Here is a 25,928-nt window from a genome sequence, read left to right on the forward strand (position 1 = left end):
CCTTACTAATGTGTAGTCGTCAGTTGATAGGTGAATATGCCAAGCAAAGTAAATAGCAATGAACCTAAAACGTGGAGGGTAATTGTCAAAATGGCATATTCAAATTTACCACTTTGAAGTAATGAAACCACTTCGATTGAAAATGTTGAGAATGTGGTTAAAGCACCACAAAAACCTGTAATGAGAAATAACTTGTAGTTTGGACTCAAAGAGCTACTGGCAAAGAAAGTGACCGCAAAGCCGATAATAAATGCACCAATAAGGTTTACTAAAACTGTACCTAGCGGAATATTGGGGAAATGGTGATTGAATTGAAGACCAATACCCCAACGCAGCCATGCACCTAAAACTGCGCCAAGTCCTATTGAAAGTAATGAGATGTACATAGGTTTACCCTGCTAGTTAAACAGAGAAAACGAAAGTATTGGGAAAGGGGTAAAAAAAGAGTTTTGATAAAGCATTGCACAGCTCCATTTAGAAAAAAGCAGAGCGCACAACTACGCACCCTGCATAAGGGTAACGTAGGTATCATCAGCCGTTAGTGGCGGTTTGTAGAAGGAAGATAGCCATTTCCTTTAAGTGACTATACTAAAACTTTTAGATTTATTTGCAAATAGATTTTTAAAGCTGAATTGATACCGTTGTTATGGCATAGAATTTGAATCTTAGACATGTTTTGATATTTGACTTATCCAAGGGATGTTATGCAAATAGGATGGATGTATCTTGTTTTAGCTGGACTAGCTGAAATCTTTTATGCCGTTACCATGCCAAAAACTGAAGGCTTCACCAAACTCGCACCGAGTATGTTCTGTATTGTCTTTATTGCAGCCAGTATGTACTTACTTTCATTAGCAACAAAAACGATTCCTGTAGGCACAGCTTATGCTGTTTGGGTTGGAATTGGTGCAGTAGGTACTGCAATTTATGGAATGATGATTTTGGGTGAGGATAAAAGCATTTTACGCATCGCATGTTTTGCGCTCATTTTATTAGGCATTATTGGTTTGAAACTCGTCTCTCCAAACACTCAACAGTGAACAACTTAAAATGAATACGATTATCTTATCCATTCTTTTCTTCTTTGCTGCTTTACTATATTCCTCAGTAGGTCATGGAGGAGCATCTGGTTATCTTGCTGTTATGGGGCTTGTCGGGATCGAGCCATCTTTAATGAAACCTACGGCTCTATGTCTCAATATTCTCGTTTCATCAATTGCATTTTTTCGATTTTATAAAGCTGGGGCGTTTTCATGGGCGTTGTTTATACCACTTGCTTTAACTGCAATTCCATTTGCTTATCTTGGCGGAACAGTAAGCTTGCCAAGCCATATTTATAAACCTATCGTTGGGGCGGTCCTTCTTTTTGCTGCATATCAATCCTTTAAGTCTGCTAATGTTTTGACGGAACAACAAATTCTCAAGCCAGTATCAAATGCTTTGCTATTGGTGGTTGGCGCAGGACTAGGATTATTATCAGGTCTAACAGGTGTAGGTGGAGGAATTTTTTTAAGTCCTCTACTGTTGTTCACTCGTTGGTCAACACCTAAAATTGTAGCAGGGGTCGCTGCTGCATTTATTTTCGTTAACTCCGTTTCAGGGCTTTTAGGTGTATTGTCCGCTGGTGCAAAAATTCCTTCAGAGCTACCCATTTGGTTAACCGTAGTACTTGTCGGAGGATTCTTAGGTGCAACTTATGGCAGCAAAAAATTAGCTGATCCAATTTTGAATAGACTATTAGCGATCGTTTTACTGATTGCTGGTGCGAAAATGATTGCAAATTTTTAAGTTAAATATTTTTTGCTCGCTAAGCAGTAAAAGAGCAATCTTTTTATTTAATAAGTTTGAGCTGCACTTTGTTGATAATATATGAATATTCGTATATAAGTATATTCAAAGATTCTGTTGAGCCTCAGCAAATGACTGCTACTCCAAACGTTAAAATTTATCACAACCCTGAATGTGGTACATCACGTAATACGCTCGCGTTAATTCGTAATGCCAACATTGAACCTGAAGTGATCGAATATCTTAAAAATCCTCCATCTAAAAATGAACTGATTCAAATGATTGCAGATGCAGGTTTAACTGTGAGAGAGGCCATCCGTAAGAATGTTGATCCTTATCGTGATCTAGAGTTAGACCTTGAGGTTTGGACGGATGATAAACTGCTTAACTTTATGCTTCAGTATCCAATTTTGATTAACCGCCCATTCGTGGTGACTGAATTGGGAACTCGTTTAAGTCGTCCATCAGAACTGGTTTTAGAAATTCTACCTCTCCCACAAAAGGGTGCTTTCACTAAAGAAGACGGTGAACAAGTGCTTGATGCAAATGGACAGCGATTGAAATAAAAATTTCATGGATATATGTGAATATTGATATATCCATATGTCAGAGTGAGTGAAAGTATGGATCAAATCAATTTCTTTAAATGTTTGGCTGATGAAACGCGATTCAATATCGTCATGTTGGTTCTTGGAAATAATGAACAGTGTGTTTGTGATTTGACTGAAAAACTACAACTCAGCCAACCCAAGATTTCACGGCATTTAGCCTTACTGCGTTCTTTAGGTCTGTTACAAGATCGACGTCAAGGGCAATGGGTCTATTACAGTCTCAATCCAAATTTACCTACTTGGTGCTTAGAGGTACTTAGTACCCTTAAAAATGCCGATTTACAGCCAAAAGTTGCACCATCATTACAGCAAATCAATAGTTATTGCGAGTAGAACAATATGAAATTTCTTTTTTTGTGCACAGGAAATAGTTGCCGTAGCATCCTGTCAGAAGTGCTTTTTAACAGTCGTGCGCCTGAAGGTTGGAAAGCCTATAGCGCGGGTAGCAAGCCATCTGGACAGGTACATCCATTGACCATTGAAACTCTGGAAAACTTAGGTCTTTCAACTGAAGGGTTGTGGAGTAAAACGATTAATGACTGCGAACAATATCAACCTGATGTGGTGATTACAGTTTGTGATTCAGCCGCTCAGGAAGCGTGTCCGCTTTATCTAGGTGGGGCAATCAAAGCACATTGGGGGTTGGCAGATCCTTCACATTTGGATTTACCGAAAGAAGAAAAACTCAAAGCATTCCAAGTTACCGTTGATCATATCAACCGTCGCTTAGATGCATTATTGGCACTCGATACAGCGCATATGTCTCGTCCTGAGTTGATAGCCGCGATCAATCAAATTTCGCATATTGAATGAGATCATCATGGCTCAACAAAGATTATCCTTTCTAGATCGTAACCTCACGCTATGGATTTTTATTGCCATGGCGTTAGGCATTGCGATCGGTGTGTTCTTTCCGCAAGCCTCAGTGGCTTTGGATAAAATGAGTGTGGATTCAGTCAATATTCCGATTGCAATCGGTTTGATTTTGATGATGTATCCACCTTTAGCAAAAGTGAACTATGCCACTTTGCCACAGGTATTCAAAGATAAGAAAACACTGACACTCTCCTTAGTACAAAACTGGCTTATCGCGCCTGTTTTGATGTTTGTTTTAGCGATCATCTTCCTGCATAACTATCCTGAATACATGACAGGCTTGATCTTGATTGGTTTAGCCCGCTGTATTGCCATGGTCTTGGTTTGGAATGGTTTAGCCTGTGGGGATAACCAATATGTTGCTGCATTGGTGGCTTTTAACAGCATCTTCCAGATTTTATTCTTCAGTACCTATGCTTGGTTGTTCCTGACCTTCCTACCACCCTATTTCGGTATTGCAGGACAGGTGATCAATGTTGATTTCTGGACCATTACCCATGCGGTACTAGTGTACTTAGGGATTCCATTTTTTCTTGGCTTTATGACCCGATTTATTTTGGTTCGTACTAAAGGTTTGGCTTGGTATCTAAATACCTTTTTACCCAAGATTAGTCCGCTGAGTTTACTGGCTTTATTGTTCACGATTGTGGCGATGTTTAGCCTTAAAGGAAACGATGTAGTGAGCTTGCCGATGGATGTTTTGCGTATAGCGATTCCATTGACGATTTACTTTATTGTGATGTTTTTCATTAGTTTCTTTATGAGTAAGTGGATGGGGAACGACTATCCTAAAACCACAGCTATTTCATTTACTGCTGCGGGAAATAACTTTGAACTCGCTTTAGCTGTCGCGATTGCAACCTTTGGTTTGGCTTCACCTGTCGCATTCACGACGGTGATTGGTCCACTGGTTGAAGTACCTGTGTTGATTGCTTTAGTTAGTGTGTCATTGTGGCTCAGAAAAAAGTTTTTTAAAGCAGAGGTGTAATTTCTATGACTCTCCCAAATGTAGATATGAATCTTCTCGATCAACCGACTTTAGAAAAAGTACAGGCCAAAGTACTGGATCATCCACCGCGTATTTTGCTGCTGTATGGTTCAAACCGTGAGCGTTCATACAGCCGATTGGCGGTGATGGAAGCAGGGCGTATCTTGGAGCAGTTTGGTGCCGAAGTAAAAATCTTTCATCCTAAAGGTTTACCTTTACCTGAAGATGCAGATATGGAACATCCAAAAGCCAAAGAACTACATGAACTTTTGGCATGGTCAGAAGGCATGGTGTGGTGTTCACCTGAACGTCATGGTTCAATGAGTTCAATCTTTAAATCGCAGATTGATTGGATTCCATTGGCTGGCGGTGCGATTCGAGCAACACAAGGCAAGACTTTGGCCTTGATGCAGGTGAGTGGCGGTTCGCAGTCTTTTAATAGTGTTAATCAAATGCGTATTTTAGGCCGTTGGATGCGCATGATCACCATTCCAAATCAATCCTCTATTCCAAAAGCTTTTTTAGAGTTTGAAGAAGATGGACGGATGAAACCTTCATCCTTCTATGATCGAATTGTCGATGTCATGGAAGAACTATATAAGTTCACCTTGCTCACTCGTGGGCAGAGTCAGTACCTCACAAACCGTTATTCAGAACGAAAAGAGTCAGCAGAAGAATTATCTAAGCGTGTCAATCAACGTAGCTTATAAACTTTAGGTGATCAGAAATGCAAAAGAGACATTCTAAATTAGTGATCTTAGGTTCAGGACCTGCGGGTTATAGTGCTGCTGTGTATGCAGCACGTGCAAACTTAAAACCTACATTGATTGCAGGTATACAACTTGGTGGTCAATTAACAACGACCACTGAGGTAGATAACTGGCCGGGCGACCCAGAAGGTTTAACTGGTCCTGCACTTATGGAAAGAATGCAAGCCCATGCTGAACGCTTTGGTACAGAGATTGTGTATGACCACATCAATGAAGTTGATTTAAGCGTCCGTCCATTTGTGCTAAAAGGCGACATGGAAGAATTTACTTGTGATGCACTGATTATTGCAACAGGTGCGACAGCACAATACTTGGGTCTTGAATCTGAAGCAAAATTCATGGGTCAAGGTGTCAGTGCATGTGCAACTTGTGATGGTTTCTTCTACAAAAACCAAAAGGTTATGGTTGTCGGTGGTGGTAACACAGCAGTTGAAGAAGCACTTTATCTTTCTAATATTGCTGAACATGTCACCTTAGTTCACCGTAGAGACAGTTTACGTTCAGAGAAAATTCTACAAGATCATCTTTTTGCCAAAGAAAAAGAAGGCAAAATTAGTATTCTTTGGAACAATCAAGTTGATGAAGTCTTAGGTGATAACACTGGTGTTACTTCAGTTCGCTTGAAGTCAACTTTGGACGAAAGCATACAAGACGTTGAAGTTCAGGGCTTATTTGTTGCTATTGGTCACAAACCGAATACAGGTATGTTTGACGGCCAACTCAACCTACGTGATGGCTACATTCAAGTACAAAGTGGTACTTCAGGCAATGCAACAGCAACTTCTGTGGCAGGGGTATTTGCTGCGGGTGACGTTGCTGACAGTATTTATCGCCAAGCAATTACTTCGGCGGGCTCAGGCTGTATGGCAGCTTTGGATGCCGAAAAGTATCTTGATCAATTGAGCAATTGAAAGGTTCATTTAAACGCTTGAAAATTGTATGAAATACGCCCAGTCTGTTGAGCAGACTGGGCGTTATTTTGATTATGACAATAAAGAATAGGAGAGAAGCTTTGACTCAATTACAAGCAGAAATTGATGTAGTCATTATTGGTGGTGGTCAGGCAGCCCTTGCTACAGCTTATTTCCTCAAACGTAAGAAAATTCCATTTATTATTTTAGATGACCAATCTCAGGCGGGCGGTGCATGGTCACATGCTTGGGAATCTCTTCGTCTTTTTTCTCCAAATACTTGGAGTTCGTTGTCAGGTTGGATGATGCCAACAACTGAACAAACCTACCCAACGCGAAATGAAGTGATTGACTACTTGTCTGCATACGAGCAACGCTATCAATTTCCAATTATTCGACCAGTTCATGTCGATCATATCGAACAAAAAGATGGCTATTTAGATGTGTATGCTGGCGATCAATATTGGCGAGCAAAAGCGGTGGTCAGTGCGACAGGGACATGGAGTCAGCCTTTTATTCCGCATTATGAAGGACATGAACGATTTGAAGGATTACAAACGCATTCAGCACATTATGTAAATTCAGAGCCTTTTATAAATAAAAAAGTGATCGTGGTTGGTGGTGGTAACTCAGGGGCACAAATTCTTGCCGAAGTTTCAAAAGTTGCAGATACCACTTGGGTCACAGAAACACCACCTCAATTTTTATCGGATGATGTTGATGGGCGTGTTTTATTTCTTCGGGCAACTGAACGTTTAAAAGCCCAACAGGAAGGTCGTGTGATTGATCAACCCGTTGGTGGTCTAGGTGATATTGTCATGATTGACAGTGTCAAAGAGGCCCGCGAACGTGGCGTACTACATAGTCGAGAACCCTTTACCTCATTTGAGGAGCATTCCGTTGTTTGGGCTGATGGTACAAGACAAGCAGTAGATGCTGTGATTTGGTGTACAGGATTCAAGGCTTCACTGGATCACTTAAGAAGTCTAGATGTTGTGGAACCTGATCAGACGGTTGCTGTGAATGATGGACGCTCAATAAAAGTAAATAACCTTTGGTTGGTTGGCTATGGGGAATGGACAGGCATGGCATCCGCTACACTCATTGGGGTTTCTAGAACAGCAAGAGCAACGGTAGATCAAATAGCTGCTTATTTGGCTAATGTTTAAGAGCTATGCATTTAAGGCAGTGTATAAACAGATTTGCGTTGCCCCTCAATACTTTATGGATACTTCTTTATTGTGATGTTACTTCATTCAAAAAAATACAAACTCATTGCTGTTATGGGCTTCACGCAAATTCTTGCGTGGAGTTCCACATTTTATCTACCCGCAGTACTGGCTAATCTTATTGCTAAAGACACAGGATGGTCTCTAACTTTAGTGATTGCAGGATTGTCTTGGGGATTTATTGTTACAGGTATTTGCTCTCCAAAAGTTGGACGGTTTATCGAGCAATTTGGTGGAAGAAAAGCACTCTCTATTAGTTCAATATTCTTCGCTATCGGACTGTTATGTTTAGGGCTTTCCTCTCATCTATTGGTTTATTATTTTGCATGGACAATGCTCGGTATTGGTATGGCTTTTGGCTTATATGATGCTGCATTTTCAACCTTGGGGCGATTACTTGGCCAAGATGCAAAAACAGCTATAGTAGGAGTAACACTATTAGGTGGCTTAGCCAGTACTATCGGATGGGCGCTTATCGTATTTTTAGAAGGCTTATACGGTTGGAGAATTACTTGCTTCATTCTTGCATTATTTCATCTGCTACTCGGTTTGCCGTTGCATTACTTTTTACTTCCTAGAGAAGAGCAAAGCACGGAAGCTCATGCTAAAGAACTCAATAGCCAAACCAATCTACACAAAGAAGGTAATCGACTCTTTATGTTGGTAGCCGTTATTTTGACGGTACAATCTTTTGTTGTGGCGACAATTTCAGTTCATTTATTATCGATGCTAAAAACCATTGGTTTTAGTGTATCAACAGCCCTTGCTATTGGGATGATGATTGGTCCCGCGCAGATTATAGCGAGGCTACTTGAGTTCTCTTTGTTTAAAAACTTACACCCAAGTTGGTCGAGTCGTGTTGGGGTATTGATTAGTTTTTTTGGCATCATTTTTTTGTTCGCGGATGGATATGTCTTAGCCTTGCTTGGTGCGGCGTTATATGGCGCAGGGAATGGTATTCTTACTATTATTCGAGGCACGTTACCTCTCGCCTTATTTGGGCAAGAAGGTTATGCAACCAGAATGGGCTTATTAGGTCGGCCTATCATGATTGCACTGGCTTTTGGGCCTCTCATCTCTGCGTTTATTCTTGAAAAGTGGGGAATCAATATTTTACTAATAATTTTAACTGCTTTGGTTTTTATCGCATTGCTTGGCACGCTGAAATTACCCGTTCATCAGGCTGAAAAAGTGGCAGAGTAAACTCTATTCAATGGAAGCAATAGAGTTTTCTTTCAATCCACTCAAGCTTGACTTAAAACTTAATTTTTCAAGTCTTTCAATAGTAAAGGCATGATATAGGCAGCATCAGCACCAACACCACGTAAAGTCGCTGATGCAAAATTTCTTTGTTTAGGAAAGCCTAAAAAGTATAGGCCTGAATGTGCATCCGAAACTCCATTACGCTGAATCAGGTTTTGATTTGAATCAATCACTTTTAACTTATCTAAATACGAAACGTTAGGTCTAAATCCTGTGGCAAATAAGAGGGTGTCAATTTCCTCTTTTGCACCATTTGACCAAATGACACCAGATTCATCCACTTCAGTAAACATTTCGCGTTGCTGAAATAATCCACCTTTCAGGGCCGCACGATATCGCCCATCATCTAAGACGGGGGTGCTTTGATCGTTTAGCCAACGTGTTTTTTCTAAGCCTGTCCATTTTAACCACCAGTGAAAATCCATACCGAGAATTTTCTGTGGGAAGAATTTTATTTTCTCTCGACTTGCAATTGTAACGTTTGAGGAGATTGCTAGTTCTGCTGCGATTTGCACAGCAGAGTTTGCAGCTCCCACCACCACGATTCTTTGATTAATGTAGTTTTGTGGATTGAGATATTCAGCACTATGGATAATTTTACCTTTGAACTTATCTAGTCCATTAATTTGGGGGATATAAGGGTGAGCAAATGCACCAGAGGCAGCAATAAGCGTTTTGGTCTGATAACGATTGTTTTGGCTTGTTAAGACTTCAAAACCTTGTTCAATTGGAGTAACGCTTATGACACTTTCATTCAACTGAATGGGAAAGTTAAATTTTGCAGCATACGATTTTAAATAGTTGATTACTTCGTCCCGTAGAGGATATGCATGTGCAGTTTTAGGAAAGCTAAAATCAGGGAGAGATGAATATGCGGCAGGAGAGAATAATTTTAAGCTGTCGTAATAATGATGCCATGAACCCCCAATCTGATTGGTTGCTTCTAGAATAAGATAATTAACCTGATTCTTTTTAAGATGCCATGCAGCCGCTAAACCTGCTTGACCTGCACCGATGACGATAGTTTCTAATGTTTTCATAAATTGAGCCTTTAATTAATGTGCTTATGTGTGCTTATATACATATATTGAATAAAAAAAAGAGTTAGTTACAACAATGTGGCATGATGAGTTTGAGTTCTTTTAAGATAGCTTCAAACTTATGAATGATCTCTAAACCATTGATTTCGTATATACGATGGCGTCCTGCACGTTCAACACGTAAAATTCCTGCATCAAGTAGAACTTGTAAATGACGTGATATTACAGATCTTTCTTGGGGAAGACCTTCTGCAATTTGACTGATATCCGCTTTACCAAGTATTAAAAGTTGACGAATTACAGCAAGCCTTGCAGGTTCTTGTAGTGCCTTAAACAGAGGGTCATTGAGAACGCTAAGTGCAGAGTCAATAGCGAGTTCTTTATTCATATAGATAAAGTTTGATGGGGTCGATGCCTAAAGATAACACGAGAAAATTTATGTGTATATAAATACACATATTATCGGCATCGTATGGCTTCAACAAATTGGAGAACTGAAACTAAACCACGAACAGTTTCAATTTGTTCCATTGGAACTCCACCAGTGACTCGATTTTTTGATTTAAGAAAATGCTGAATCCAATCTAAATCACCACCAGTTAGATCATATAAAGCTCTAAACAGATTAATGAATAATAATGCAATTTCACCTTGCTTCGATGCAGGATCTATTCCAAGTTGTGTTCCTAATCTATTTATTGTTGGCTCAGATATTCCCAAAATAGTGGCAAGCTGAGTTTGAGTAAAATTGAATTGTTTACCCGTATTAAAAAAGGCTTTTGCCAAAACTATTTTTTTATCTATAGATTGTACTGATGATGTATTCATGGTTAGGACTCATCGTGTAGTTCTAAAATTGTATTTTAAATATACTGAAGAAACAAACAATATAGACTCAATAAATGGATATCTCTAGATCCAATTTGGGGCTTCAAATGGAAGGATTTTTGATCAGTTTAACTTTAAATATATAGGCTACTAAGTCTTAAATTTTAGTTATCGATCTATTCAATCTTTATGAATAGATCTTTTTGACAACTATTCCATAACTAGGAAAATTCCTTAATTTGACAGTAAAGTATTTGATGTTTTCACATGACTACTTGTCGAGTCTAAATTAAACGTAAATATTTTGTATATCGGAAATTAAGCACATTATGATCATTTTTTGACAATTTCAATGATATTTTTTCGTGTACTTATATATTGATCCAGTTGACTTTTCAAATTAAAATTTTCATAAATTAAACTATTAATTTGACCTGCCTTAGCAGCATTTTTAGATTTCTCTTCTTTTAGTTCTTCCTTTAACTTTTTGACTACTTTCAAAATTGATAAATATTTTTCATAATCGGTTAAGTCTCCATTTTTCATGTTTTGAAGGTTTTTTGCTATCTTAATTTTTTGTTTAAGTGCAATGATCTCTGGATCGTTCCCTTTAATGGCACCACGATCTCTGCCAGCCTCAATAGCTACAGCATCAAAGGAAATACTTTCATTGCGATCTAATAAACGCTGTAATGCATCTTCATAATTTTTAATACGTTTTGAACTCATTGTACAGTCTCAATATTTGATTTTGTTAGCATTTTTTCGATTCCTTTAATTTCAAGCTCTGTTTGTATTCGGTAAGGTGATCTTTCATCATGCGTTAAGATCATACTTGATAACGATTTTTTAAGAGCATTGAGTGCTTTTATAGACCGATCATTAAAGACTGCATTTGGGCAAGTAACACATGCACTAATATGCGCAAAAGAAAGCCTATTACAATCTCCAGCAAGTGAACAGCCACCTATGGGGGTACGTTTATAGGCCAATCTTCCATCTTTCATTTGTTTAATTGTCTTAGCACGATCATTATAAAATTCAACGTCAAACCCTTTTGCTTTCTGGACTTCTAGCCACACGCCATGTGGACCAAACAATGGGTTTTTTTGCTGAGTTGTATCGGCAATAAATGAATCATAACTACCTTCAATTAGCTCATTATTAAATTCTTTAATAAAATCTTCATCAAATGTAATTTCAGGATCAATAGCTTCTATGATATTTTTCGCAAACATTGCTCCATTCGCATAATATGCAGTCATATCAGTTTCTATATGCTTTAGTTGATTTGTTAGAGCAGGTAAGCTAACAAGACCACTCCGAGCACAGTAAATGGCTAAAGATCGTCTAAACTGATGTGTTTTAAAATGCCATTTAGAGCCAATTTTTATCGATTTATCAAATATATAATTTGCATTAACTTTGGCTATTTCATCTACATCGGACTGACTTACAATCACATCAGGCATAAATTTTTTAGTTGATTTAACTATATCAGGAAGTGCAAGAGGAAAATCAGGATATATATTGGTTCTGATTTCAACTGGGTAAGCAAAAGAAATGAATAAGGGTGTTTTTGATTCGTCAATTATTTGTAGACCTAGAAGCTTTAAACCAATTTTACAGATGGATTGAGCAACTTCATTCGCAGATATAAGATTTTTTGATGTAACCCATAGTGCCTTAACATGTTTTAAACCCACGAGTTTTGATGTATGGGATTCTATACAATAAACAATGTTATTTTGAACTTTTTTTGTTTGAAAAGCATTAAATGCGCAAATTCCGCATTCAGTTTCACGCATTCCTGTAAAGCAAAGAAAATATGCAAAGCAGAAGCCCTGGATATCTTTCAATAAATACGTAAATTTTTGTTTATTCGTCACTTCATATTTATTACAAAAATCTTTTAAGCCAAATTTTTCTATAGTTTCATTGAAACTAATTCCTTTTCTGGCACGATATCCACTACAACCAAATTTATCATTATTCGATAATTCAGAAAACCATAACTCTATATTATTTTTTAAAGATAAATATTCTAGGAATAACACATCACCATTTTTAATAAAGTTGGAGTAAATTCTTGTGGGTATTAATAATGTTTGATTTTCATCAGGTAAAGCTTTATTTATTTCAATATCTATATTTTCTATTTTTTTATTCGGAAAACCTAAATTGTGATTTTTAAAATATCGATTCATTAAAGAAATTTTACGAAGTAGGAATAATCTTTTTTTACGAGTTGATACTTTTAATTTTTTTAGATCTTTCATTAATTGGTTGTATAAAAAAGGTGATTGATCACATTCAGAAATTGCTACATCAAAGTTGAGACAAAGTAATGCAATATATCGTAAATGAATATATTCACCTTTAACTGTATTAGGTGAGTTTCTTTTATTATTTGAAACTCGATAGTTTAACAATGCAAAGATAATTAATTTCATTTCATATTTTATTTGTAATACTAATTCTTGGTTTTTATGTGATTCACCAATATTAAAGTATATTTTACTAGGGCTCACCGTATTGTTTAGGCTCGATAAGTCCCAGCAATCATCAGAAAACCTTGAAGTAACAAGACATTTTGATGAGATTACGATATTACTATTTTCTTTGGGGTAGTAATCGATTTCTTCATCGAAGATGGCATCTTGCAGCGTATTGATATTTTTCATTATAGTTGCTCTAGAATAGAAAGAGTTATTGAAATATCAGCCCAATAGCCATCAATTTCGCCTTCTTCAACTTCAACTCGAACAGAATCAATAATCGCAGTAGTTTCTGGAAATTTTATCTGCATCTCATCTAATAAATTATGAATTCTCTCTTGAATTTGAAGAGCCTGTTCACTCACTTTTAATTTTGAAGTTTGAAACATCTCAAGTACTGATAACAACTTTCTTATGTCTTCCTTATCGATATGTAAGACGAGATTAGCGCAAAACAAGCAAGTCTCTGGTTTATTGCAATCAGGTTCAATGTCAAAGTTCAAAAGTTGAATTTTTTTCTTATCCACATTTGCACAATTGGCAATCGGTGTTGGAATACACTCAATACTATTAGTCTTCGGATAAATACATGATTTAAATATGCTATCTAGTGCATTACTTAACTCATTTGCTGAATCATCAAATGTTGTCTTTCCATAGTTTTTATTAAAGGTAGTAGTGTTATTTCCTAATTTCAGAGAAGCTAAGCGAACTGAATTAGTGAATTTTAGCATTTCAGTAGAAACTAATTGCCGTACACCACGCAGATTAATCCAGTTAATATCAAAGTTTTCAGTCACCCAAAACTTATAGCTATTGAGACTGTTATTAGTAATCTCTAGCATTTCTTTAAATGAATTAGGTTTTAGTGTTCTAACTGGTAAGTAAAAGAACAAATTATTTTGATTTGATCTTTTAAAATTATCAGAGTATTGATCTAATATCCATTCTCTAAATGACTTAAATTCATTAAAAGTGCTCACAAACTCTGCACTAAATTCGATAGGAACTTCACAACCACCAGATCTTTTTTTAGTTGTATATGTCCTATAGCCCTTTGTACTAGGTACAATTTCAAATTTATCAACTTGAATTTTTTTCAATGATGATAAATTCGCGCCAGTTACACTTGCAAAACAATACATAAATGCAGCTATTGCTTTATTGCCTAAAAAATCTAGATTTATATCCAAATCTTTTCCAATTTTTTTCCTCATCATATAACCTTTGAATTCGAAATCAGCGATGACATGATGATCTGGAAATGAAAAGTTAAAATGTAAAGGGAGTTGGAGTTTACCGATTAAGAAGTTTTTAATCGCCCTAAAAATTGATAAATTGTATAAAAAAAATAAATCAAGACTATATTCAGAAGCAGACCAAACTTTTGTATCAATTCTATTTTCAAATATTCTTTTAGCACGTACATATATATTTTCTATGTCAGTTTCTAAGTGAATTGATATTAGTCTTGCACAGATAGTTTGTAAGCTGTTTGCGGTATTCTGTTTGAAAGGCTTTCCACTGGTTGAGGCAACTCTAGCTAATAAATAATTAGTGTAGTCTCTATATAATTTATACAATTCATTTGGATTGTTGAAATTTAAATCAGGATAAAATTTATTTATAAAGGTAAAAAATGAATTCAATTGTGCGATATAACTTTTAATCGTTTGTATTGATAAGTTTTCATTTAATATGTAAATAATAAAACTTTTGAGTGCTTTTTTTCTAGATTCTTTAATTGAATTTAGTACAACTTTAGATGAACTTTTGCATGTTGGTTTTTTATTTAATGAGAAACATAATAAACCATAGTCCTTATGATATTTACGTCCATGCATCTCATAACACAATACTAATTTTTCAATATTGCACTCTCTGATAGCTTTCAAATCTTGGTAGTGTATTGGGGTGACATCACGCTCAGCATATAAATCAGTCATATTAATTCAAATTTCCTTTCAGTGGACTTAACAGCTTTTGTTCTAGGTTCTGTTGAGCACTGTTGAAGAGATCTAAATCTCGGAAAGAATCCAAATATCTTTCGGTAACTGTTGTAGATTTATGGCCAAGCAGCTTACTAACAAGGAGTGTTGCTTGAGTTGTATTAAAATTCTTTAAAACACAATCGGCAAATATATCCATTGCAAATGTAGCTCTTAGGTCATGAATGCTGAATTTAGGAAAATTAGGATAATTTTCAAAGATGGGTTTTAAAAGAGTATTGAGTTGAGAACGTAATGTACCTCCAACAGCAATTCCTAAATCCGCATTATTATAATCTGAGTCAGCAAGATCGGATTTACTCGTGTAGTAAGGTGTTCCTCGATTGGTTAAGAAGATATAATTTTTATCACTAATTCCATAATAACTAGTTTCCGCATTTTTTCGCCAAGTCTCTGATAGAGTGTATTTTAGTAATTTATGACATAGTGATTTCGGAACATAGATAGATCGTTCATGAGAAAACTTCGAATCTATCGTGGTTCTAGTTCCTATACGCAATTGCACGCGATCATTAAAAACAGTCTGTGAATCAATTATTTCTTTGATGTGATGAATTCTTATAGTTGATATCGTTTGCGATCTTGCTCCTGTTTCTAAAGCAAACTCAAAGAATAACTGGAATGCTCTACTTGGATGGTTGTTCAAGTATTCTTTAGCTATATTTAAATCATTTGTCTTAATAGGATGTAAAGTTCGACCATCAGCAATAGAGTCAATAGTCGGCTTTTTCTTAGCTACAGCTCTGGATAAGTTTGTTGTTTCTATTTTTCTTTTATAGCTAAATCCTAATGAATCCATACGCTTAATAATTGTTACTATGATTTTAAACGGCAGACCATTTGAAATGGTATTTTTATCAAATAAATTGTGTTCAAAGCAGAATTTATAAAAATAAATTACATGATTAATTCTTCTTGATCGTGTTGATTCCCTAAGTACATGCTGTGTTGTTAAATCATCCAAATGCTTAACATATCGATTTATTACTCTTTCTTCCTCCTCAAGAGGTAGATAGAGCCAATTTGAAGACTTATCTTCAAATTCACAACATTCAATAAATTTATAATAATCGAATAGATCATTGGCAATACAAATCAGTGTCTTGTAATCATTAGCTGAATTCACCTTTAGATATTTAGTGAAGAATAGACTTCCAATAGACCAGACTTCTCCGTTACTTTGAATGATTACAGGCATTAGTGGAGTAAGAACATCACCCTTTTCAACAAAGGTGTGCTCTTCAGTGTTGCTAATGCTACGTATACTCTGATTTAAAGAACTGAACTTGTAATACTTAATTGTTATTAGTTCAGCTTTCCCACTGTAGTTTTCAGTTCCTTGCATTCTATCTACTCTTTGCTCAATCAATTAGTTTAATGAATTCCATATAAGTAACTATATAGTAGAATTCAATATAAAGAATTGTAGTGTAGGCGAATCCTTATTTAATGATGCTATGTGTATTGCCTTATTCATGACTTTGCTGAATGTATTACAAGGCGAGCATTTTAGTTTAATCGGCACACTACAAACCTTACTCTATGAAATTGTTGTTGCAATTATTATTGGTTGGGGTTTTGGTCTGGCAATTCTGAGATTACTTCGTGGCAAACATGAAATGGAATCTCTTATTTTAACGACCGCTTTACTGGCATGTGGATCTTACTTGGTCGCACTTTTTGCACATGCTTCTGCACCAATTGCCTGCGTATTTGGTGGATTAATTGTCGGAAATCGTTGGAAGGAAATCCTACAAGAACGTGAAATTCGGGAGGTCAATCACTTTTGGCATACCGTTGAGGGAATTATTAACTCCTTCTTATTTACCTTAATTGGTTTAGAACTCTTTATTCTAGATTTAAGCGTGAGTCTGATTTTGGGTGGTATTATTGCCTTTATTATTCTGCATGCATCACGTTTTGCAGCGAATTATCTTGCCTTTGCTTTTTTCCCAAGTTTTCGACACAAAAGTTATAACGGAAGTTTAGCAATTCTGTCTTGGGGTGGGGTGCGTGGTGGAATTTCGTTGGCTTTGATTCTTGCTGTTGCCAATATTCCACAATTGAGTGAATACAGCAGTATCCTGATTGGGTACACTTTTATTAGCGTACTTCTATCGGGTTTGGTCTGTGGATTAGGGTTACCCGCTGTGATGAATGCTTTTTATTACAATCCGAATGAAGAGACAGAAGGCTTCAAAGGTTGGTATCAGCGTTTGTGCCATAAGATGAACCGTAAAGGTTTTCAGTATATTGTCGGGGAAGATGCGACTGGCAATGAAACCATCACTATTTATAACCCAGACGCCTTTGTCGATGTAAAAGCAGAAGATGGTGTTGCTGCTGTACATAATCCTGAAAAAGTCCAAGAAGTGAAACGTCTAGAAAGTCCTGGAAACTTCTAACTTCTCTGTTACGAAGAGGTTATATTGATGTCAATGACTCAATCATCTTCAAAAGAATTAGCACAGTTAATTCTGCAAGTGGTTGCTTTAATTCCTTATGGAAAAGTTGCAACCTATGGACAAATTGCCAAGATGGCAGGTTTGCCTAAACATGCTCGTTTAGTTGGGCGTGTATTGCAACAAGTTGAAGATAAGTACTTGCCTTGGCATCGTGTAATTAATTCACAAGGTAAAATTAGCCTAAGTAAGCTGGATGTTCAAGGGGATAATCTTCAAATTATAAAATTACAAGCAGAGAATATTGTTGTGAATGCAGGGAAGATAAATTTGAAGCTCTATCAGTGGGATGGAGAAATTTCTAAAGTTATTTGAAGGGTCTTACATCCAATGCTGAGTATGAATGTAAGACCAAGTTGATGAATCAAATTATTGACGAACCACCAATACAGGTACGCTAGTCTCCCCCAGAATTTTTTGTGCGACACTACCTAAGAAGAATTTTTTCAATCCTGTACGGCCATGTGAACCAATCACGATTAAATCAGCATTGATTTCTTTAGCAGCATTAATAATTTCTTGATGGATCATTTGCCCTTCAAGTAAACGCGTTTCAACATTTAAGCCTTCCGCACTAAATTTAGCTTTGGCATCTTGAAGTGTACCTTCAATTGATGAACGAGCACGTTCAATCAAATCATTGGTCTGTGCCGCAGTAATATATTCGGCAGCAATGTATGGGTCTAAGGCAAGTACTTGAACAACAGTAATTTTACTACCAAATACTTTGGCGAGTTCTGCTGCTTGTTTTACTGCTGCAAAAGAAGTGTCTGAACCGTCAACTGGAACTAAAATATTTTGATAAGCCATCTGTATTACTCCTTGTTTTCATTAAAAACTTTTTAGAAGCTGCTTTATTTGAGAGTTGCGACTCAAAACTATTGTTTATACTTTTATACTAACGCTAATTTTGATTTTATAAAACCTAGTATTTTCATAGGGATAAGGCTTTATAAACCGTCGATTCCATAACTTAACTTAGCATGTTTTTTGCCTAAAAAGTATGCATTGTTGTACTAAAGTCGGGTAAAAATTGTGAGAAAAATGAAATGGCTATTAAAAAGAGAAAAGAAGGGGGGCGAAAATTATAGGAATTGTATCTAGGCAGCGAACTTTATTGAAAACTAAGATGCTTGAATTGATTCACTCAACTACTCTTTGAGAGGTATTGTATTAGGGCTTCTACATCATTCGTCTGCAATTGCTCGCGCATTTTTAAAAACTGCTTTTCATCTAAGTCATAAAGTTTGAGGGCAAGCAGTTTTTGAATATCATCTTCTGGAAATCGGTATTTAATAATTTTTGCAGGTACACCACCTACAACCGCATAAGGTGGCACGTCTTTAGTGACTACAGCACCCGTCGCAACCACAGCCCCTTCACCTAGTGTAACCCCTTGCATAATCATGGCACGAGAGCCAATCCAGCAACCATCGCCAATAATAGTATTTCCAGCAGGGACAAAACTACGCGTATCAAAAGGGAAGGCTGAAATCCAGTCGGTACGATGCAGTTGATTTCCTCCCATCATAATTATGCATTCAGCACCAAAACAGACAAAATTTCCAATATAAAGTTGGTCAATTGGTTTTTCGGGCGTAGAAGGTTTGTCATGTAAATAACGCACGACACAACGTTCAAAACCTTGGTCCCAATAGGCTGAATAATATGAATAATTCCCTTTGATATGAATATTCGGATTCTTCACGGTTTTTGAGATGAATTCGAATTCGCACCAGTGTTTGACAGGGGAGTTAATCAAAGGTTCAGACATACAATGTTTTAGGTTGGAAGAAATGATGTCATTGTATATGACTTACCAGAAATTTCTATGTAATCATGATGCGAAGTAAATGCGTTGCTTGAGTATGTTGTATGCCATCTGCCCGCTGATGAAAGTACCGTTCTGTAATTTCTTTACCAGACAAATCTTCCAATACGATGTATCCCATTTGAAATAAAGCTTGATGCAAATGTTCGGTGTTTAACGCCCCAACAATGGGCTCATTTAAAATATGGGTAAATTTAGATAGGGCAAGTACGCCCACACGTTCTATCCCTTTCAGCGTTGTATAGTCTAGAGAATAGTCCAATACCAATTCGCTATTTGGTGCCGCATAGGAGGCAATATTTTGTAAGGTTGCTAACGTTATTTCGGGTTTTAAATAGTGTGTAGTACCTAACCAAGAGAAAAAGCTGGTTTGTTTAGACTCAAAGCTGCTGTGCTGTAATGCAGTAGTAATGGCTTCATTCTCAAAATCAATAGGAACAAATTCCACATTGTTTGGAATTTTTCCTAAATGCCTCAATTTATTAATTTTCAAGGCTTGAGTATTTGGATGATCAAGTTCATAGATTTTTAATTCAGGATAGAGTGCCGCTTGCCGTAAAACAAAAGAATCTAATCCAGCACCAATGATGACATATTGTTGTATACCAAGCTCAATGGCTTCTGATAGCCAGTCCTCAGCATAAATGGAACGTCCTGTAACTTGGGCAGTTAATAATCCAAAGCTACGGTTAAATAGTCGTGAATTGAAGGTTTTCATAAACAACGGATTGGAAAGTAAAGTACGCCATCCAGAACTGGTCATTTTCCAAGCATAGGGATCTGAAAAAACAGGATTTGTATTATTCAGATAATGATTAGCACGAATTGCGGCTGCAGCTTCGGCAGTTTTACTCGCGTGTCCAGTTTTCATATTTTTGATAGTCTTAATTTTTTATTGGGTTTACTTTAAAGGAATGGGCTAAATCTACAATAGTCATTAAGCTCCTTGAACTGGCAATTTTGCTCATTTTGTATTAGAGCTGATTGCACATACCGAGATTTTAGATATTCATGGTCTTAGTTTATGAAAAAGCCCCTCAAAAGAGGGGCTTGAATCGCTAATTACATAAAATTAGAGATATTCAACGCTCACAATTTCGTATTCAACTTCGCCATTTGGTGTTTGAATCTTTGCTTCGTCGCCTTCACTTTTACCTAAAAGACCACGTGCAATTGGAGAATTGACGGAAATCTTATTAATTTTGAAATCTGCTTCGTCATCACCCACGATCATATACGTCTTTTGTTCTTCGGTATCTAAGTTTTCAATCGTCACCGTTACACCAAAAACAACACGACCATTTTGTTCAAGTTCTTTTACATCAATAACTTGAGCTGCACCCAATTTACCTTCGATGTCTTGGATACGACCTTCACAGAAACCTTGTTGCTCACGTGCAGCATGGTATTCCGCGTTTTCTTTTAAATCCCCATGTTCACGTGCTTCAGCAATGGCTGCTGTAATACGTGGACGTTCAATACTTTTTAATTGATGTAATTCTTTCTCTAAGGCTTCTTTGCCTTGGGGAGTCATAGGATAACGTTGCATTGTTGTCCCTCAAGTTTGTGAGTGTAAAAAATACAGGTTTATAAATGAAAAAAGCCCGCCACCGATAAGGTGACGGGACTTATCGGAAACGAATTAAACTACGGTTTGTAAATCTTGCAAACGATATACATCCATTGGTAATTGGATTCCAAATGCTTGGCAAACTGCTTCAGCACCGTTAATGGTGGTTGTGTAATACACTTTACCTTGTAACGCAGCACGACGAATCATTGCTGAGTCATACTGAGCACGTTTGCCCTCAGTGGTATTGACAATAAGGTGTATTTCACCATTTTTCAAGCGGTCTACAATGTGCGGACGGCCTTCGGTTACTTTATTTACACGTTCACATGCTAAACCTGCTTGGCTAAGTACATCATGTGTACCACCAGTAGCTACAAGTTTGAAGCCGAAAGAAACAAGTTTCTTCGCAATATCAACGATGTATTTCTTGTCAGATTCACGTACAGACAAGAATGCGTGTTTAACTTCGCCTTCTGTTGGTAAACCTGGTAAGCGTTCATTTGAACCAAGCACTGCTTTGTAGAATGCTTCACCAAATGTTTTACCTACACCCATCACTTCACCTGTAGATTTCATCTCAGGGCCAAGCATTGGGTCTACGCCAGGGAATTTAGCAAATGGGAAGACAGCTTCTTTTACAGCAAAGTGAGTTGGAATAATCTCTTTAGTGAAACCTTGAGATTCTAAAGACTGACCCGCCATACAACGTGCAGCAACTTTTGCTAAAGATTCGCCAATACATTTTGATACGAATGGAACAGTACGTGATGCACGTGGGTTCACTTCGAGTACATAAATGTCATTGCCTTTCACTGCAAATTGAACGTTCATTAAACCAATTACGCCAAGCTCTTTTGCCATAGCGACAGTTTGACGACGCATTTCGTCTTGGACTTCTTGTGAAAGAGAGTACGGAGGAATTGAACATGCTGAGTCACCTGAGTGAATACCTGCTTGTTCGATGTGCTGCATAATCCCGCCAATCACCACATTCTTACCATCAGATACACAGTCAACATCGACTTCAGTTGCATCATCAAGGAAGTGGTCAAGAAGAACAGGCGCTTCGTTAGACGCTTGAACTGCTTCACGAAGGTAGCGTTTTAATTCATCTTCGTTATATACGATTTCCATTGCACGACCACCCAATACATAGGATGGACGAACAACCAGTGGGTAACCCACTTTCGCAGCTTCAGAGATACCTTCTTCAGCAGATTTTACAATGCTGTTGTTTGGTTGACGTAATTGCAGACGTTGAATCATTTGTTGGAAACGTTCACGGTCTTCTGCACGGTCAATAGCATCAGGAGATGTACCGATAATTGGAGCACCCGCTTCTTCTAAAGCACGTGCCAATTTCAACGGAGTTTGACCGCCGTACTGAACGATAATGCCTTTTGGCTTTTCAGTACGAACGATTTCTAATACATCTTCAAGTGTAATCGGTTCGAAGTACAAGCGATCAGAAGTGTCATAGTCAGTTGAAACTGTTTCAGGGTTACAGTTCACCATAATGGTTTCGTAACCGTCTTCACGCATAGCTAAAGCAGCGTGTACACAGCAGTAGTCAAACTCAATACCTTGACCAATACGGTTAGGACCACCACCGATGACCATGATTTTGTCTTTAGTTGACGGGTTTGCTTCACACTCTTCGTCATAAGTTGAGTACATGTAGGCTGTATCAGATTCGAATTCAGCGGCACATGTATCTACACGTTTGTAAACTGGAGTGACGCCCAAGTTCCAACGATGCTTACGGAATTGCTTTTGCGAAATACCCATCAAGTTTGCAATACGAAGGTCAGATAAACCTTTACGTTTGAATGAACGGATGTTTTCAGCAGTTAAATCACCAAAACCTAAAGTTTTAATTTCATTTTCAGTTTTGATGATGTCTTCGATTTGAATCAAGAACCATTTGTCAATTTTGGTAGCTTCAAACACTTCATCTAAAGTGAAGCCGTGGCGGAATGCATCCGCAACATACCAAATACGCTCTGGACCTGGAACTTTAAGTTCAACCAGAATCTTTTCACGCGCACCTTCAGCACCGACTTCGATTTTTTCATCGAAACCACAAACACCAACTTCTAAACCACGAAGAGCTTTGTTCATCGATTCTTGGAAGTTACGGCCAATCGCCATGACTTCACCCACAGATTTCATCTGTGTCGTCAATACTGGTTCCGCTTGTGGGAATTTTTCGAAGTTGAAACGTGGAATTTTAGTTACGACGTAGTCAATCGCAGGTTCGAATGATGCAGGAGTTGTACCGCCAGTGATGTCATTTTTCAATTCATCAAGGGTATAGCCTACAGCAAGTTTTGCTGCAATCTTCGCAATTGGGAAACCAGTTGCTTTAGATGCTAAAGCCGATGAACGAGATACACGTGGGTTCATCTCGATGATCACCATACGACCATCTTTCGGGTTAATACCGAACTGAACGTTAGAACCACCTGTTTCCACACCAATTTCACGTAAAACTGCTAAAGAAGCATTACGCATCAACTGGTATTCTTTGTCCGTTAGAGTTTGTGCAGGAGCAACAGTGATTGAGTCACCTGTGTGCACGCCCATTGGGTCAAAGTTTTCAATCGAACATACGATGATACAGTTGTCGTTTTTGTCACGAACAACTTCCATTTCGTACTCTTTCCAACCAATTAAAGATTCATCGATCAATAATTGTTTAGTTGGAGAAAGATCGAAACCACGTTCGCAAATTTCGATGAATTCTTCTTTGTTGTAGGCGATACCACCACCTGAACCACCCATTGTGAATGATGGACGGATAATCACAGGGAAGCCAAAGCGCGCTTGAATTTCTAAAGCTTGTTCCATTGACTCAGCAATGTCAGCTTTTGGACATTCAAGGCCAATTTTACGCATCGCGATATCGAAAAGTTTACGGTCTTCCGCTTTTTCAATCGCTTCTTTGGTTGCACCAATTAATTCAACATTGAATTTTTCTAAAATGCCATGCTCATCAAGTGCAAGGGCACAGTTCAATGCAGTTTGGCCCCCCATCGTTGGAAGAACTGCGTCTGGGCGTTCTTTCTCAATGATCTGTGCAACAGTTTGCCAAGTAATCGGCTCAATATAGGTTGCATCAGCCATTGATGGGTCAGTCATAATGGTCGCTGGGTTAGAGTTCACCAAAATAACACGGTAGCCTTCTTCACGAAGGGCTTTACAAGCTTGTGCACCTGAGTAGTCAAACTCGCAGGCCTGACCAATCACAATTGGACCAGCACCAATAATTAAGATGCTTTTAATATCCGTACGTTTAGGCATTATTTCGCTCCTTAATTACTTCTTAGATGCTTCAATAAGTTCGATAAAATGATCGAACAATGGGGCACAGTCATGTGGACCTGGGCTTGCTTCAGGGTGACCTTGGAAGCTGAACGCTGGTTTGTCTAAACGATGGATACCTTGTAAGGTTTGGTCGAATAAAGACTTGTGCGTAGCTTTCAGGTTTGCAGGTAAAGTTTCTGCATCAACTGCGAAGCCGTGGTTCTGAGAAGTAATCATCACAGTACCATCTTCAATGTTTTGTACTGGATGGTTTGCACCGTGGTGACCATGTGGCATTTTCACTGTTTTAGCGCCAGAAGCGAGTGCAAGAATTTGGTGACCCAAGCAAATACCAAATACAGGTACGTTGCGAGCATCCTCTATAATTGTTTTTACAGCTTCAATAGCGTAGTCACATGCAGCAGGATCGCCAGGGCCATTTGATAAGAACACGCCATCTGGATTTAACGCGAGTACTTTCTCTGCAGGAGTCTGTGCAGGAACAACAGTGAGTTTGCAACCGCGGTCTGCAAGCATACGCAAGATGTTGGTTTTGACACCGTAGTCGTATGCAACAACATGAAATTTGTGTTCAGGTTGAGTAAAACCTTGACCTAGAACCCAAGAACCTTCAGACCATTCGAACCCTTCAGGATCACAGCACTCTTTAGCAAGATCTAAACCATTTAAGCCACCGAATGCACGAGCTTTTGCTAAAGCCTCTTCTTCAGTAATATTTTCGCCAGCTAGAATACAACCATTCTGCGCACCTTTGGCACGCAAAATACGTGTTAATTTACGTGTATCAATATCTGCAATTGCAACGACATTGTGCTCTACAAGGTATTCGCCAAGAGATTGTTCTGCACGGAAGTTACTATGCAATAAAGGTAAGTCACGGATAATTAAACCGTTTGCCCACACTTTATGAATACGGCCAGACTCTGCATCTTCAGAGTTACAACCTGTATTACCGATATGTGGATAAGTTAATGTCACAAGTTGTTGTGCATAACTTGGATCGGTCAAAATTTCTTGATAGCCAGTCATGGCTGTGTTGAAAACGACTTCACCAGTCGTACTTCCCGTTGCGCCGATAGAGGTACCTTTAAAGATTGTACCGTCGGCGAGGGCTAAAATGGCGGGGATGCTCAAACCAAAGCTCCTGAACTAAAACCACAAAAAATAGGGCTGTAAAAAAGCGAGTAGACGAAAAAAAAGGAAGGCCGTAAAAAAACCTATCCTCCCTTGCGTCTGCTCGCTTGTAACTTAACAGCGCATTATACGCACCAACTGTGAAAAAGTCCACGTCAAAACGAAATAATAAAAAGATAAAAGGCTTGCTTTTATTCAAAAGCTGTTTTGTTGAGCAAAATAAAAAATGTAAGCAATTAAGAATTGTCTGACAAATCAAGATTTAAATTTGATCAACACCAGTTAAGCTTGCAGTCTTCTCACTAAATAAGAATAGGTTGTGTATTATGACAGCAGAAAAAAAACCAACAGAAGCTACAGAATCACTTAAAGAAGTTGTGTCTGAAAGTTCAGAAAAACTTGAGAAAGTAGCAAAACAGGCCAAACAACAAGTAACGGAAGCGGTCGTTGAGACTCAAGAGAAAGTGACCGAGGAAGCGAAGCAATTAAACGCAACGGTGCAAGACCAAATTCGTCAACTCAAAGAAGATGTATTGCAGCGCATTGAAAGTTTAAAATCTCAGTTAAATTTGTCGCAGAAAGATTTAACAGATTTAAAAGACTTTGTGAAAACGGAAGTCAACGCCGTGATTGAAGATTTGAGTAAATTTGGTAAAGAGCTAAAGGATGATGTGAGTCAGATTTCGGTTAAGCACAAAGATCAACTCACTGAAACTTTTAAACGTTCTAAAGAGCATACGCTTGAAGCCTGGAACAAAGTATCAAGTAAAGATGTATCTTGAGCGCGTTC

The 25,928-nt window shown here is 37.8% G+C and carries 26 protein-coding genes, 1 pseudogene and 1 riboswitch; of the genes and pseudogenes, 13 read left to right on the forward strand and 14 right to left on the reverse strand.

From position 1 onward, the window contains the following. Positions 1 to 5: 5 nt before the first annotated feature. A complete protein-coding gene (gene crcB / locus MP622_RS01565; protein ID WP_243792177.1) occupies positions 6 to 386 on the reverse strand; it encodes a fluoride efflux transporter CrcB in 381 nt (126 codons plus the stop codon). A 129-nt stretch (positions 387 to 515) separates the two neighbouring features. Beyond that, a riboswitch (Fluoride riboswitch) is annotated at positions 516 to 583 on the reverse strand. Between the two features lie 127 nt (positions 584 to 710). Here crcB and MP622_RS01570 point away from each other — a divergent pair. The 10 genes from MP622_RS01570 to MP622_RS01615 all read left to right on the forward strand — a co-directional run bounded on the left by MP622_RS01570 (position 711) and on the right by MP622_RS01615 (position 8,376). After that, entirely contained in the window at positions 711 to 1,040 is a 330-nt protein-coding gene (locus MP622_RS01570) for a multidrug efflux SMR transporter (RefSeq protein WP_243793428.1), read from the forward strand. 10 nt (positions 1,041 to 1,050) lie between these two features. After that, positions 1,051 to 1,788 (forward strand): sulfite exporter TauE/SafE family protein, encoded by a 738-nt coding sequence (locus MP622_RS01575; RefSeq protein WP_243792179.1) that lies wholly within the window; start codon positions 1,051 to 1,053, stop codon positions 1,786 to 1,788. 131 nt (positions 1,789 to 1,919) lie between these two features. After that, positions 1,920 to 2,354 carry an arsenate reductase (glutaredoxin) gene (arsC, locus tag MP622_RS01580; protein WP_243792181.1) on the forward strand — a complete coding sequence of 145 codons (435 nt, stop codon included), beginning with the start codon at positions 1,920 to 1,922 and terminating at the stop codon, positions 2,352 to 2,354. Positions 2,355 to 2,411: 57 nt separating this feature from the next. After that, positions 2,412 to 2,732, forward strand: a complete 321-nt coding sequence (locus tag MP622_RS01585; RefSeq protein WP_243792183.1) for a metalloregulator ArsR/SmtB family transcription factor — start codon at positions 2,412 to 2,414, stop codon at positions 2,730 to 2,732. 6 nt (positions 2,733 to 2,738) lie between these two features. Beyond that, positions 2,739 to 3,212: an arsenate reductase ArsC gene (locus MP622_RS01590; RefSeq protein WP_243792185.1), complete on the forward strand. Its 474-nt coding sequence runs from the start codon at positions 2,739 to 2,741 to the stop codon at positions 3,210 to 3,212. Positions 3,213 to 3,219: 7 nt separating this feature from the next. Continuing rightward, complete coding sequence (gene arsB / locus MP622_RS01595; protein ID WP_044737951.1) at positions 3,220 to 4,263, forward strand: ACR3 family arsenite efflux transporter; 1,044 nt, start codon at positions 3,220 to 3,222, stop codon at positions 4,261 to 4,263. A 5-nt stretch (positions 4,264 to 4,268) separates the two neighbouring features. Then, complete coding sequence (gene arsH / locus MP622_RS01600; RefSeq protein ID WP_243792187.1) at positions 4,269 to 4,973, forward strand: arsenical resistance protein ArsH; 705 nt, start codon at positions 4,269 to 4,271, stop codon at positions 4,971 to 4,973. 17 nt (positions 4,974 to 4,990) lie between these two features. Beyond that, positions 4,991 to 5,944, forward strand: a complete 954-nt coding sequence (gene trxB / locus MP622_RS01605) for a thioredoxin-disulfide reductase (RefSeq protein WP_151836238.1) — start codon at positions 4,991 to 4,993, stop codon at positions 5,942 to 5,944. 101 nt (positions 5,945 to 6,045) lie between these two features. Continuing rightward, the gene (locus tag MP622_RS01610) at positions 6,046 to 7,113 is read left to right on the forward strand and encodes an ArsO family NAD(P)H-dependent flavin-containing monooxygenase (protein WP_243792188.1); all 1,068 of its coding nucleotides are present in this window, start codon (positions 6,046 to 6,048) and stop codon (positions 7,111 to 7,113) included. 75 nt (positions 7,114 to 7,188) lie between these two features. Continuing rightward, a complete protein-coding gene (locus tag MP622_RS01615) occupies positions 7,189 to 8,376 on the forward strand; it encodes an MFS transporter (protein WP_243793429.1) in 1,188 nt (395 codons plus the stop codon). Between the two features lie 59 nt (positions 8,377 to 8,435). On the opposite strand, the gene MP622_RS01620 is transcribed toward MP622_RS01615, so the two are convergent. The 7 genes from MP622_RS01620 to MP622_RS01650 form a co-directional block, all read right to left on the reverse strand. After that, on the reverse strand, positions 8,436 to 9,476 hold the full coding sequence (locus tag MP622_RS01620) for an NAD(P)/FAD-dependent oxidoreductase (protein ID WP_243792190.1): 1,041 nt from the start codon (positions 9,474 to 9,476) through the stop codon (positions 8,436 to 8,438). Positions 9,477 to 9,540: 64 nt separating this feature from the next. Beyond that, on the reverse strand, positions 9,541 to 9,864 hold the full coding sequence (locus MP622_RS01625; RefSeq protein ID WP_243792192.1) for a metalloregulator ArsR/SmtB family transcription factor: 324 nt from the start codon (positions 9,862 to 9,864) through the stop codon (positions 9,541 to 9,543). Between the two features lie 71 nt (positions 9,865 to 9,935). Then, the gene (locus tag MP622_RS01630) at positions 9,936 to 10,304 is read right to left on the reverse strand and encodes an MbcA/ParS/Xre antitoxin family protein (RefSeq protein ID WP_243792194.1); all 369 of its coding nucleotides are present in this window, start codon (positions 10,302 to 10,304) and stop codon (positions 9,936 to 9,938) included. A 333-nt stretch (positions 10,305 to 10,637) separates the two neighbouring features. Then, positions 10,638 to 11,033, reverse strand: a complete 396-nt coding sequence (locus MP622_RS01635) for a hypothetical protein (RefSeq protein WP_168158142.1) — start codon at positions 11,031 to 11,033, stop codon at positions 10,638 to 10,640. Further along, positions 11,030 to 12,988, reverse strand: coding sequence for a hypothetical protein (locus MP622_RS01640; protein ID WP_243792195.1), 1,959 nt, complete (start codon positions 12,986 to 12,988; stop codon positions 11,030 to 11,032). The genes MP622_RS01635 and MP622_RS01640 overlap by 4 nt, the downstream gene beginning before the upstream one ends. Next, positions 12,988 to 14,748, reverse strand: a complete 1,761-nt coding sequence (locus MP622_RS01645; protein WP_243792197.1) for a hypothetical protein — start codon at positions 14,746 to 14,748, stop codon at positions 12,988 to 12,990. Before MP622_RS01645 ends, MP622_RS01640 begins: the two co-directional genes overlap by 1 nt. Before the next feature lies 1 nt (position 14,749). Beyond that, positions 14,750 to 16,156, reverse strand: a complete 1,407-nt coding sequence (locus MP622_RS01650) for a site-specific integrase (protein WP_243792198.1) — start codon at positions 16,154 to 16,156, stop codon at positions 14,750 to 14,752. Positions 16,157 to 16,244: 88 nt separating this feature from the next. On the opposite strand from MP622_RS01650, the pseudogene MP622_RS01655 reads away from it, so the two are divergent. Both MP622_RS01655 and MP622_RS01660 read left to right on the forward strand, forming a co-directional pair. Continuing rightward, positions 16,245 to 17,216: pseudogene (locus tag MP622_RS01655) on the forward strand (cation:proton antiporter); the annotation flags it as partial. Between the two features lie 27 nt (positions 17,217 to 17,243). Beyond that, positions 17,244 to 17,588, forward strand: coding sequence for an MGMT family protein (locus MP622_RS01660; protein WP_171284968.1), 345 nt, complete (start codon positions 17,244 to 17,246; stop codon positions 17,586 to 17,588). A gap of 54 nt (positions 17,589 to 17,642) precedes the next feature. Here MP622_RS01660 and MP622_RS01665 read toward each other — a convergent pair whose 3' ends face one another. The 6 genes from MP622_RS01665 to carA form a co-directional block, all read right to left on the reverse strand. Beyond that, positions 17,643 to 18,083: a universal stress protein gene (locus tag MP622_RS01665; RefSeq protein ID WP_016167050.1), complete on the reverse strand. Its 441-nt coding sequence runs from the start codon at positions 18,081 to 18,083 to the stop codon at positions 17,643 to 17,645. A gap of 337 nt (positions 18,084 to 18,420) precedes the next feature. Continuing rightward, positions 18,421 to 19,047 carry a CatB-related O-acetyltransferase gene (locus MP622_RS01670; RefSeq protein ID WP_044737925.1) on the reverse strand — a complete coding sequence of 209 codons (627 nt, stop codon included), beginning with the start codon at positions 19,045 to 19,047 and terminating at the stop codon, positions 18,421 to 18,423. Positions 19,048 to 19,102: 55 nt separating this feature from the next. Next, on the reverse strand, positions 19,103 to 19,975 hold the full coding sequence (locus tag MP622_RS01675) for a class I SAM-dependent methyltransferase (protein ID WP_243792200.1): 873 nt from the start codon (positions 19,973 to 19,975) through the stop codon (positions 19,103 to 19,105). A 201-nt stretch (positions 19,976 to 20,176) separates the two neighbouring features. After that, a complete protein-coding gene (gene greA / locus MP622_RS01680) occupies positions 20,177 to 20,653 on the reverse strand; it encodes a transcription elongation factor GreA (protein WP_016167048.1) in 477 nt (158 codons plus the stop codon). A 93-nt stretch (positions 20,654 to 20,746) separates the two neighbouring features. Continuing rightward, a complete protein-coding gene (carB, locus tag MP622_RS01685) occupies positions 20,747 to 23,980 on the reverse strand; it encodes a carbamoyl-phosphate synthase large subunit (RefSeq protein WP_243792202.1) in 3,234 nt (1,077 codons plus the stop codon). 15 nt (positions 23,981 to 23,995) lie between these two features. Continuing rightward, entirely contained in the window at positions 23,996 to 25,138 is a 1,143-nt protein-coding gene (gene carA / locus MP622_RS01690; RefSeq protein WP_243792204.1) for a glutamine-hydrolyzing carbamoyl-phosphate synthase small subunit, read from the reverse strand. Between the two features lie 326 nt (positions 25,139 to 25,464). On the opposite strand from carA, the gene MP622_RS01695 reads away from it, so the two are divergent. Next, positions 25,465 to 25,920 carry a hypothetical protein gene (locus tag MP622_RS01695; RefSeq protein WP_016167045.1) on the forward strand — a complete coding sequence of 152 codons (456 nt, stop codon included), beginning with the start codon at positions 25,465 to 25,467 and terminating at the stop codon, positions 25,918 to 25,920. Positions 25,921 to 25,928: the final 8 nt, after the last annotated feature.

The sequence above is a fragment of the Acinetobacter sp. PK01 genome (genome assembly GCF_022819285.1).
Classification (GTDB): domain Bacteria; phylum Pseudomonadota; class Gammaproteobacteria; order Pseudomonadales; family Moraxellaceae; genus Acinetobacter; species Acinetobacter tandoii.

What these genes read in the sequence shown, in the direction of transcription:
- crcB (WP_243792177.1), bottom strand. Translation starts at nt 386, where the DNA reads ATGTACATCTCATTACTTTCAATAGGACTTGGCGCAGTTTTAGGTGCA.
- MP622_RS01575 (WP_243792179.1), top strand. Translation starts at nt 1,051, where the DNA reads ATGAATACGATTATCTTATCCATTCTTTTCTTCTTTGCTGCTTTACTA.
- arsC (WP_243792181.1), top strand. Translation starts at nt 1,920, where the DNA reads ATGACTGCTACTCCAAACGTTAAAATTTATCACAACCCTGAATGTGGT.
- MP622_RS01585 (WP_243792183.1), top strand. Translation starts at nt 2,412, where the DNA reads ATGGATCAAATCAATTTCTTTAAATGTTTGGCTGATGAAACGCGATTC.
- MP622_RS01590 (WP_243792185.1), top strand. Translation starts at nt 2,739, where the DNA reads ATGAAATTTCTTTTTTTGTGCACAGGAAATAGTTGCCGTAGCATCCTG.
- arsB (WP_044737951.1), top strand. Translation starts at nt 3,220, where the DNA reads ATGGCTCAACAAAGATTATCCTTTCTAGATCGTAACCTCACGCTATGG.
- arsH (WP_243792187.1), top strand. Translation starts at nt 4,269, where the DNA reads ATGACTCTCCCAAATGTAGATATGAATCTTCTCGATCAACCGACTTTA.
- trxB (WP_151836238.1), top strand. Translation starts at nt 4,991, where the DNA reads ATGCAAAAGAGACATTCTAAATTAGTGATCTTAGGTTCAGGACCTGCG.
- MP622_RS01615 (WP_243793429.1), top strand. Translation starts at nt 7,189, where the DNA reads ATGTTACTTCATTCAAAAAAATACAAACTCATTGCTGTTATGGGCTTC.
- MP622_RS01620 (WP_243792190.1), bottom strand. Translation starts at nt 9,476, where the DNA reads ATGAAAACATTAGAAACTATCGTCATCGGTGCAGGTCAAGCAGGTTTA.
- MP622_RS01625 (WP_243792192.1), bottom strand. Translation starts at nt 9,864, where the DNA reads ATGAATAAAGAACTCGCTATTGACTCTGCACTTAGCGTTCTCAATGAC.
- MP622_RS01630 (WP_243792194.1), bottom strand. Translation starts at nt 10,304, where the DNA reads ATGAATACATCATCAGTACAATCTATAGATAAAAAAATAGTTTTGGCA.
- MP622_RS01635 (WP_168158142.1), bottom strand. Translation starts at nt 11,033, where the DNA reads ATGAGTTCAAAACGTATTAAAAATTATGAAGATGCATTACAGCGTTTA.
- MP622_RS01640 (WP_243792195.1), bottom strand. Translation starts at nt 12,988, where the DNA reads ATGAAAAATATCAATACGCTGCAAGATGCCATCTTCGATGAAGAAATC.
- MP622_RS01645 (WP_243792197.1), bottom strand. Translation starts at nt 14,748, where the DNA reads ATGACTGATTTATATGCTGAGCGTGATGTCACCCCAATACACTACCAA.
- MP622_RS01650 (WP_243792198.1), bottom strand. Translation starts at nt 16,156, where the DNA reads ATGCAAGGAACTGAAAACTACAGTGGGAAAGCTGAACTAATAACAATT.
- MP622_RS01660 (WP_171284968.1), top strand. Translation starts at nt 17,244, where the DNA reads ATGTCAATGACTCAATCATCTTCAAAAGAATTAGCACAGTTAATTCTG.
- MP622_RS01665 (WP_016167050.1), bottom strand. Translation starts at nt 18,083, where the DNA reads ATGGCTTATCAAAATATTTTAGTTCCAGTTGACGGTTCAGACACTTCT.
- MP622_RS01670 (WP_044737925.1), bottom strand. Translation starts at nt 19,047, where the DNA reads ATGTCTGAACCTTTGATTAACTCCCCTGTCAAACACTGGTGCGAATTC.
- MP622_RS01675 (WP_243792200.1), bottom strand. Translation starts at nt 19,975, where the DNA reads ATGAAAACTGGACACGCGAGTAAAACTGCCGAAGCTGCAGCCGCAATT.
- greA (WP_016167048.1), bottom strand. Translation starts at nt 20,653, where the DNA reads ATGCAACGTTATCCTATGACTCCCCAAGGCAAAGAAGCCTTAGAGAAA.
- carB (WP_243792202.1), bottom strand. Translation starts at nt 23,980, where the DNA reads ATGCCTAAACGTACGGATATTAAAAGCATCTTAATTATTGGTGCTGGT.
- MP622_RS01695 (WP_016167045.1), top strand. Translation starts at nt 25,465, where the DNA reads ATGACAGCAGAAAAAAAACCAACAGAAGCTACAGAATCACTTAAAGAA.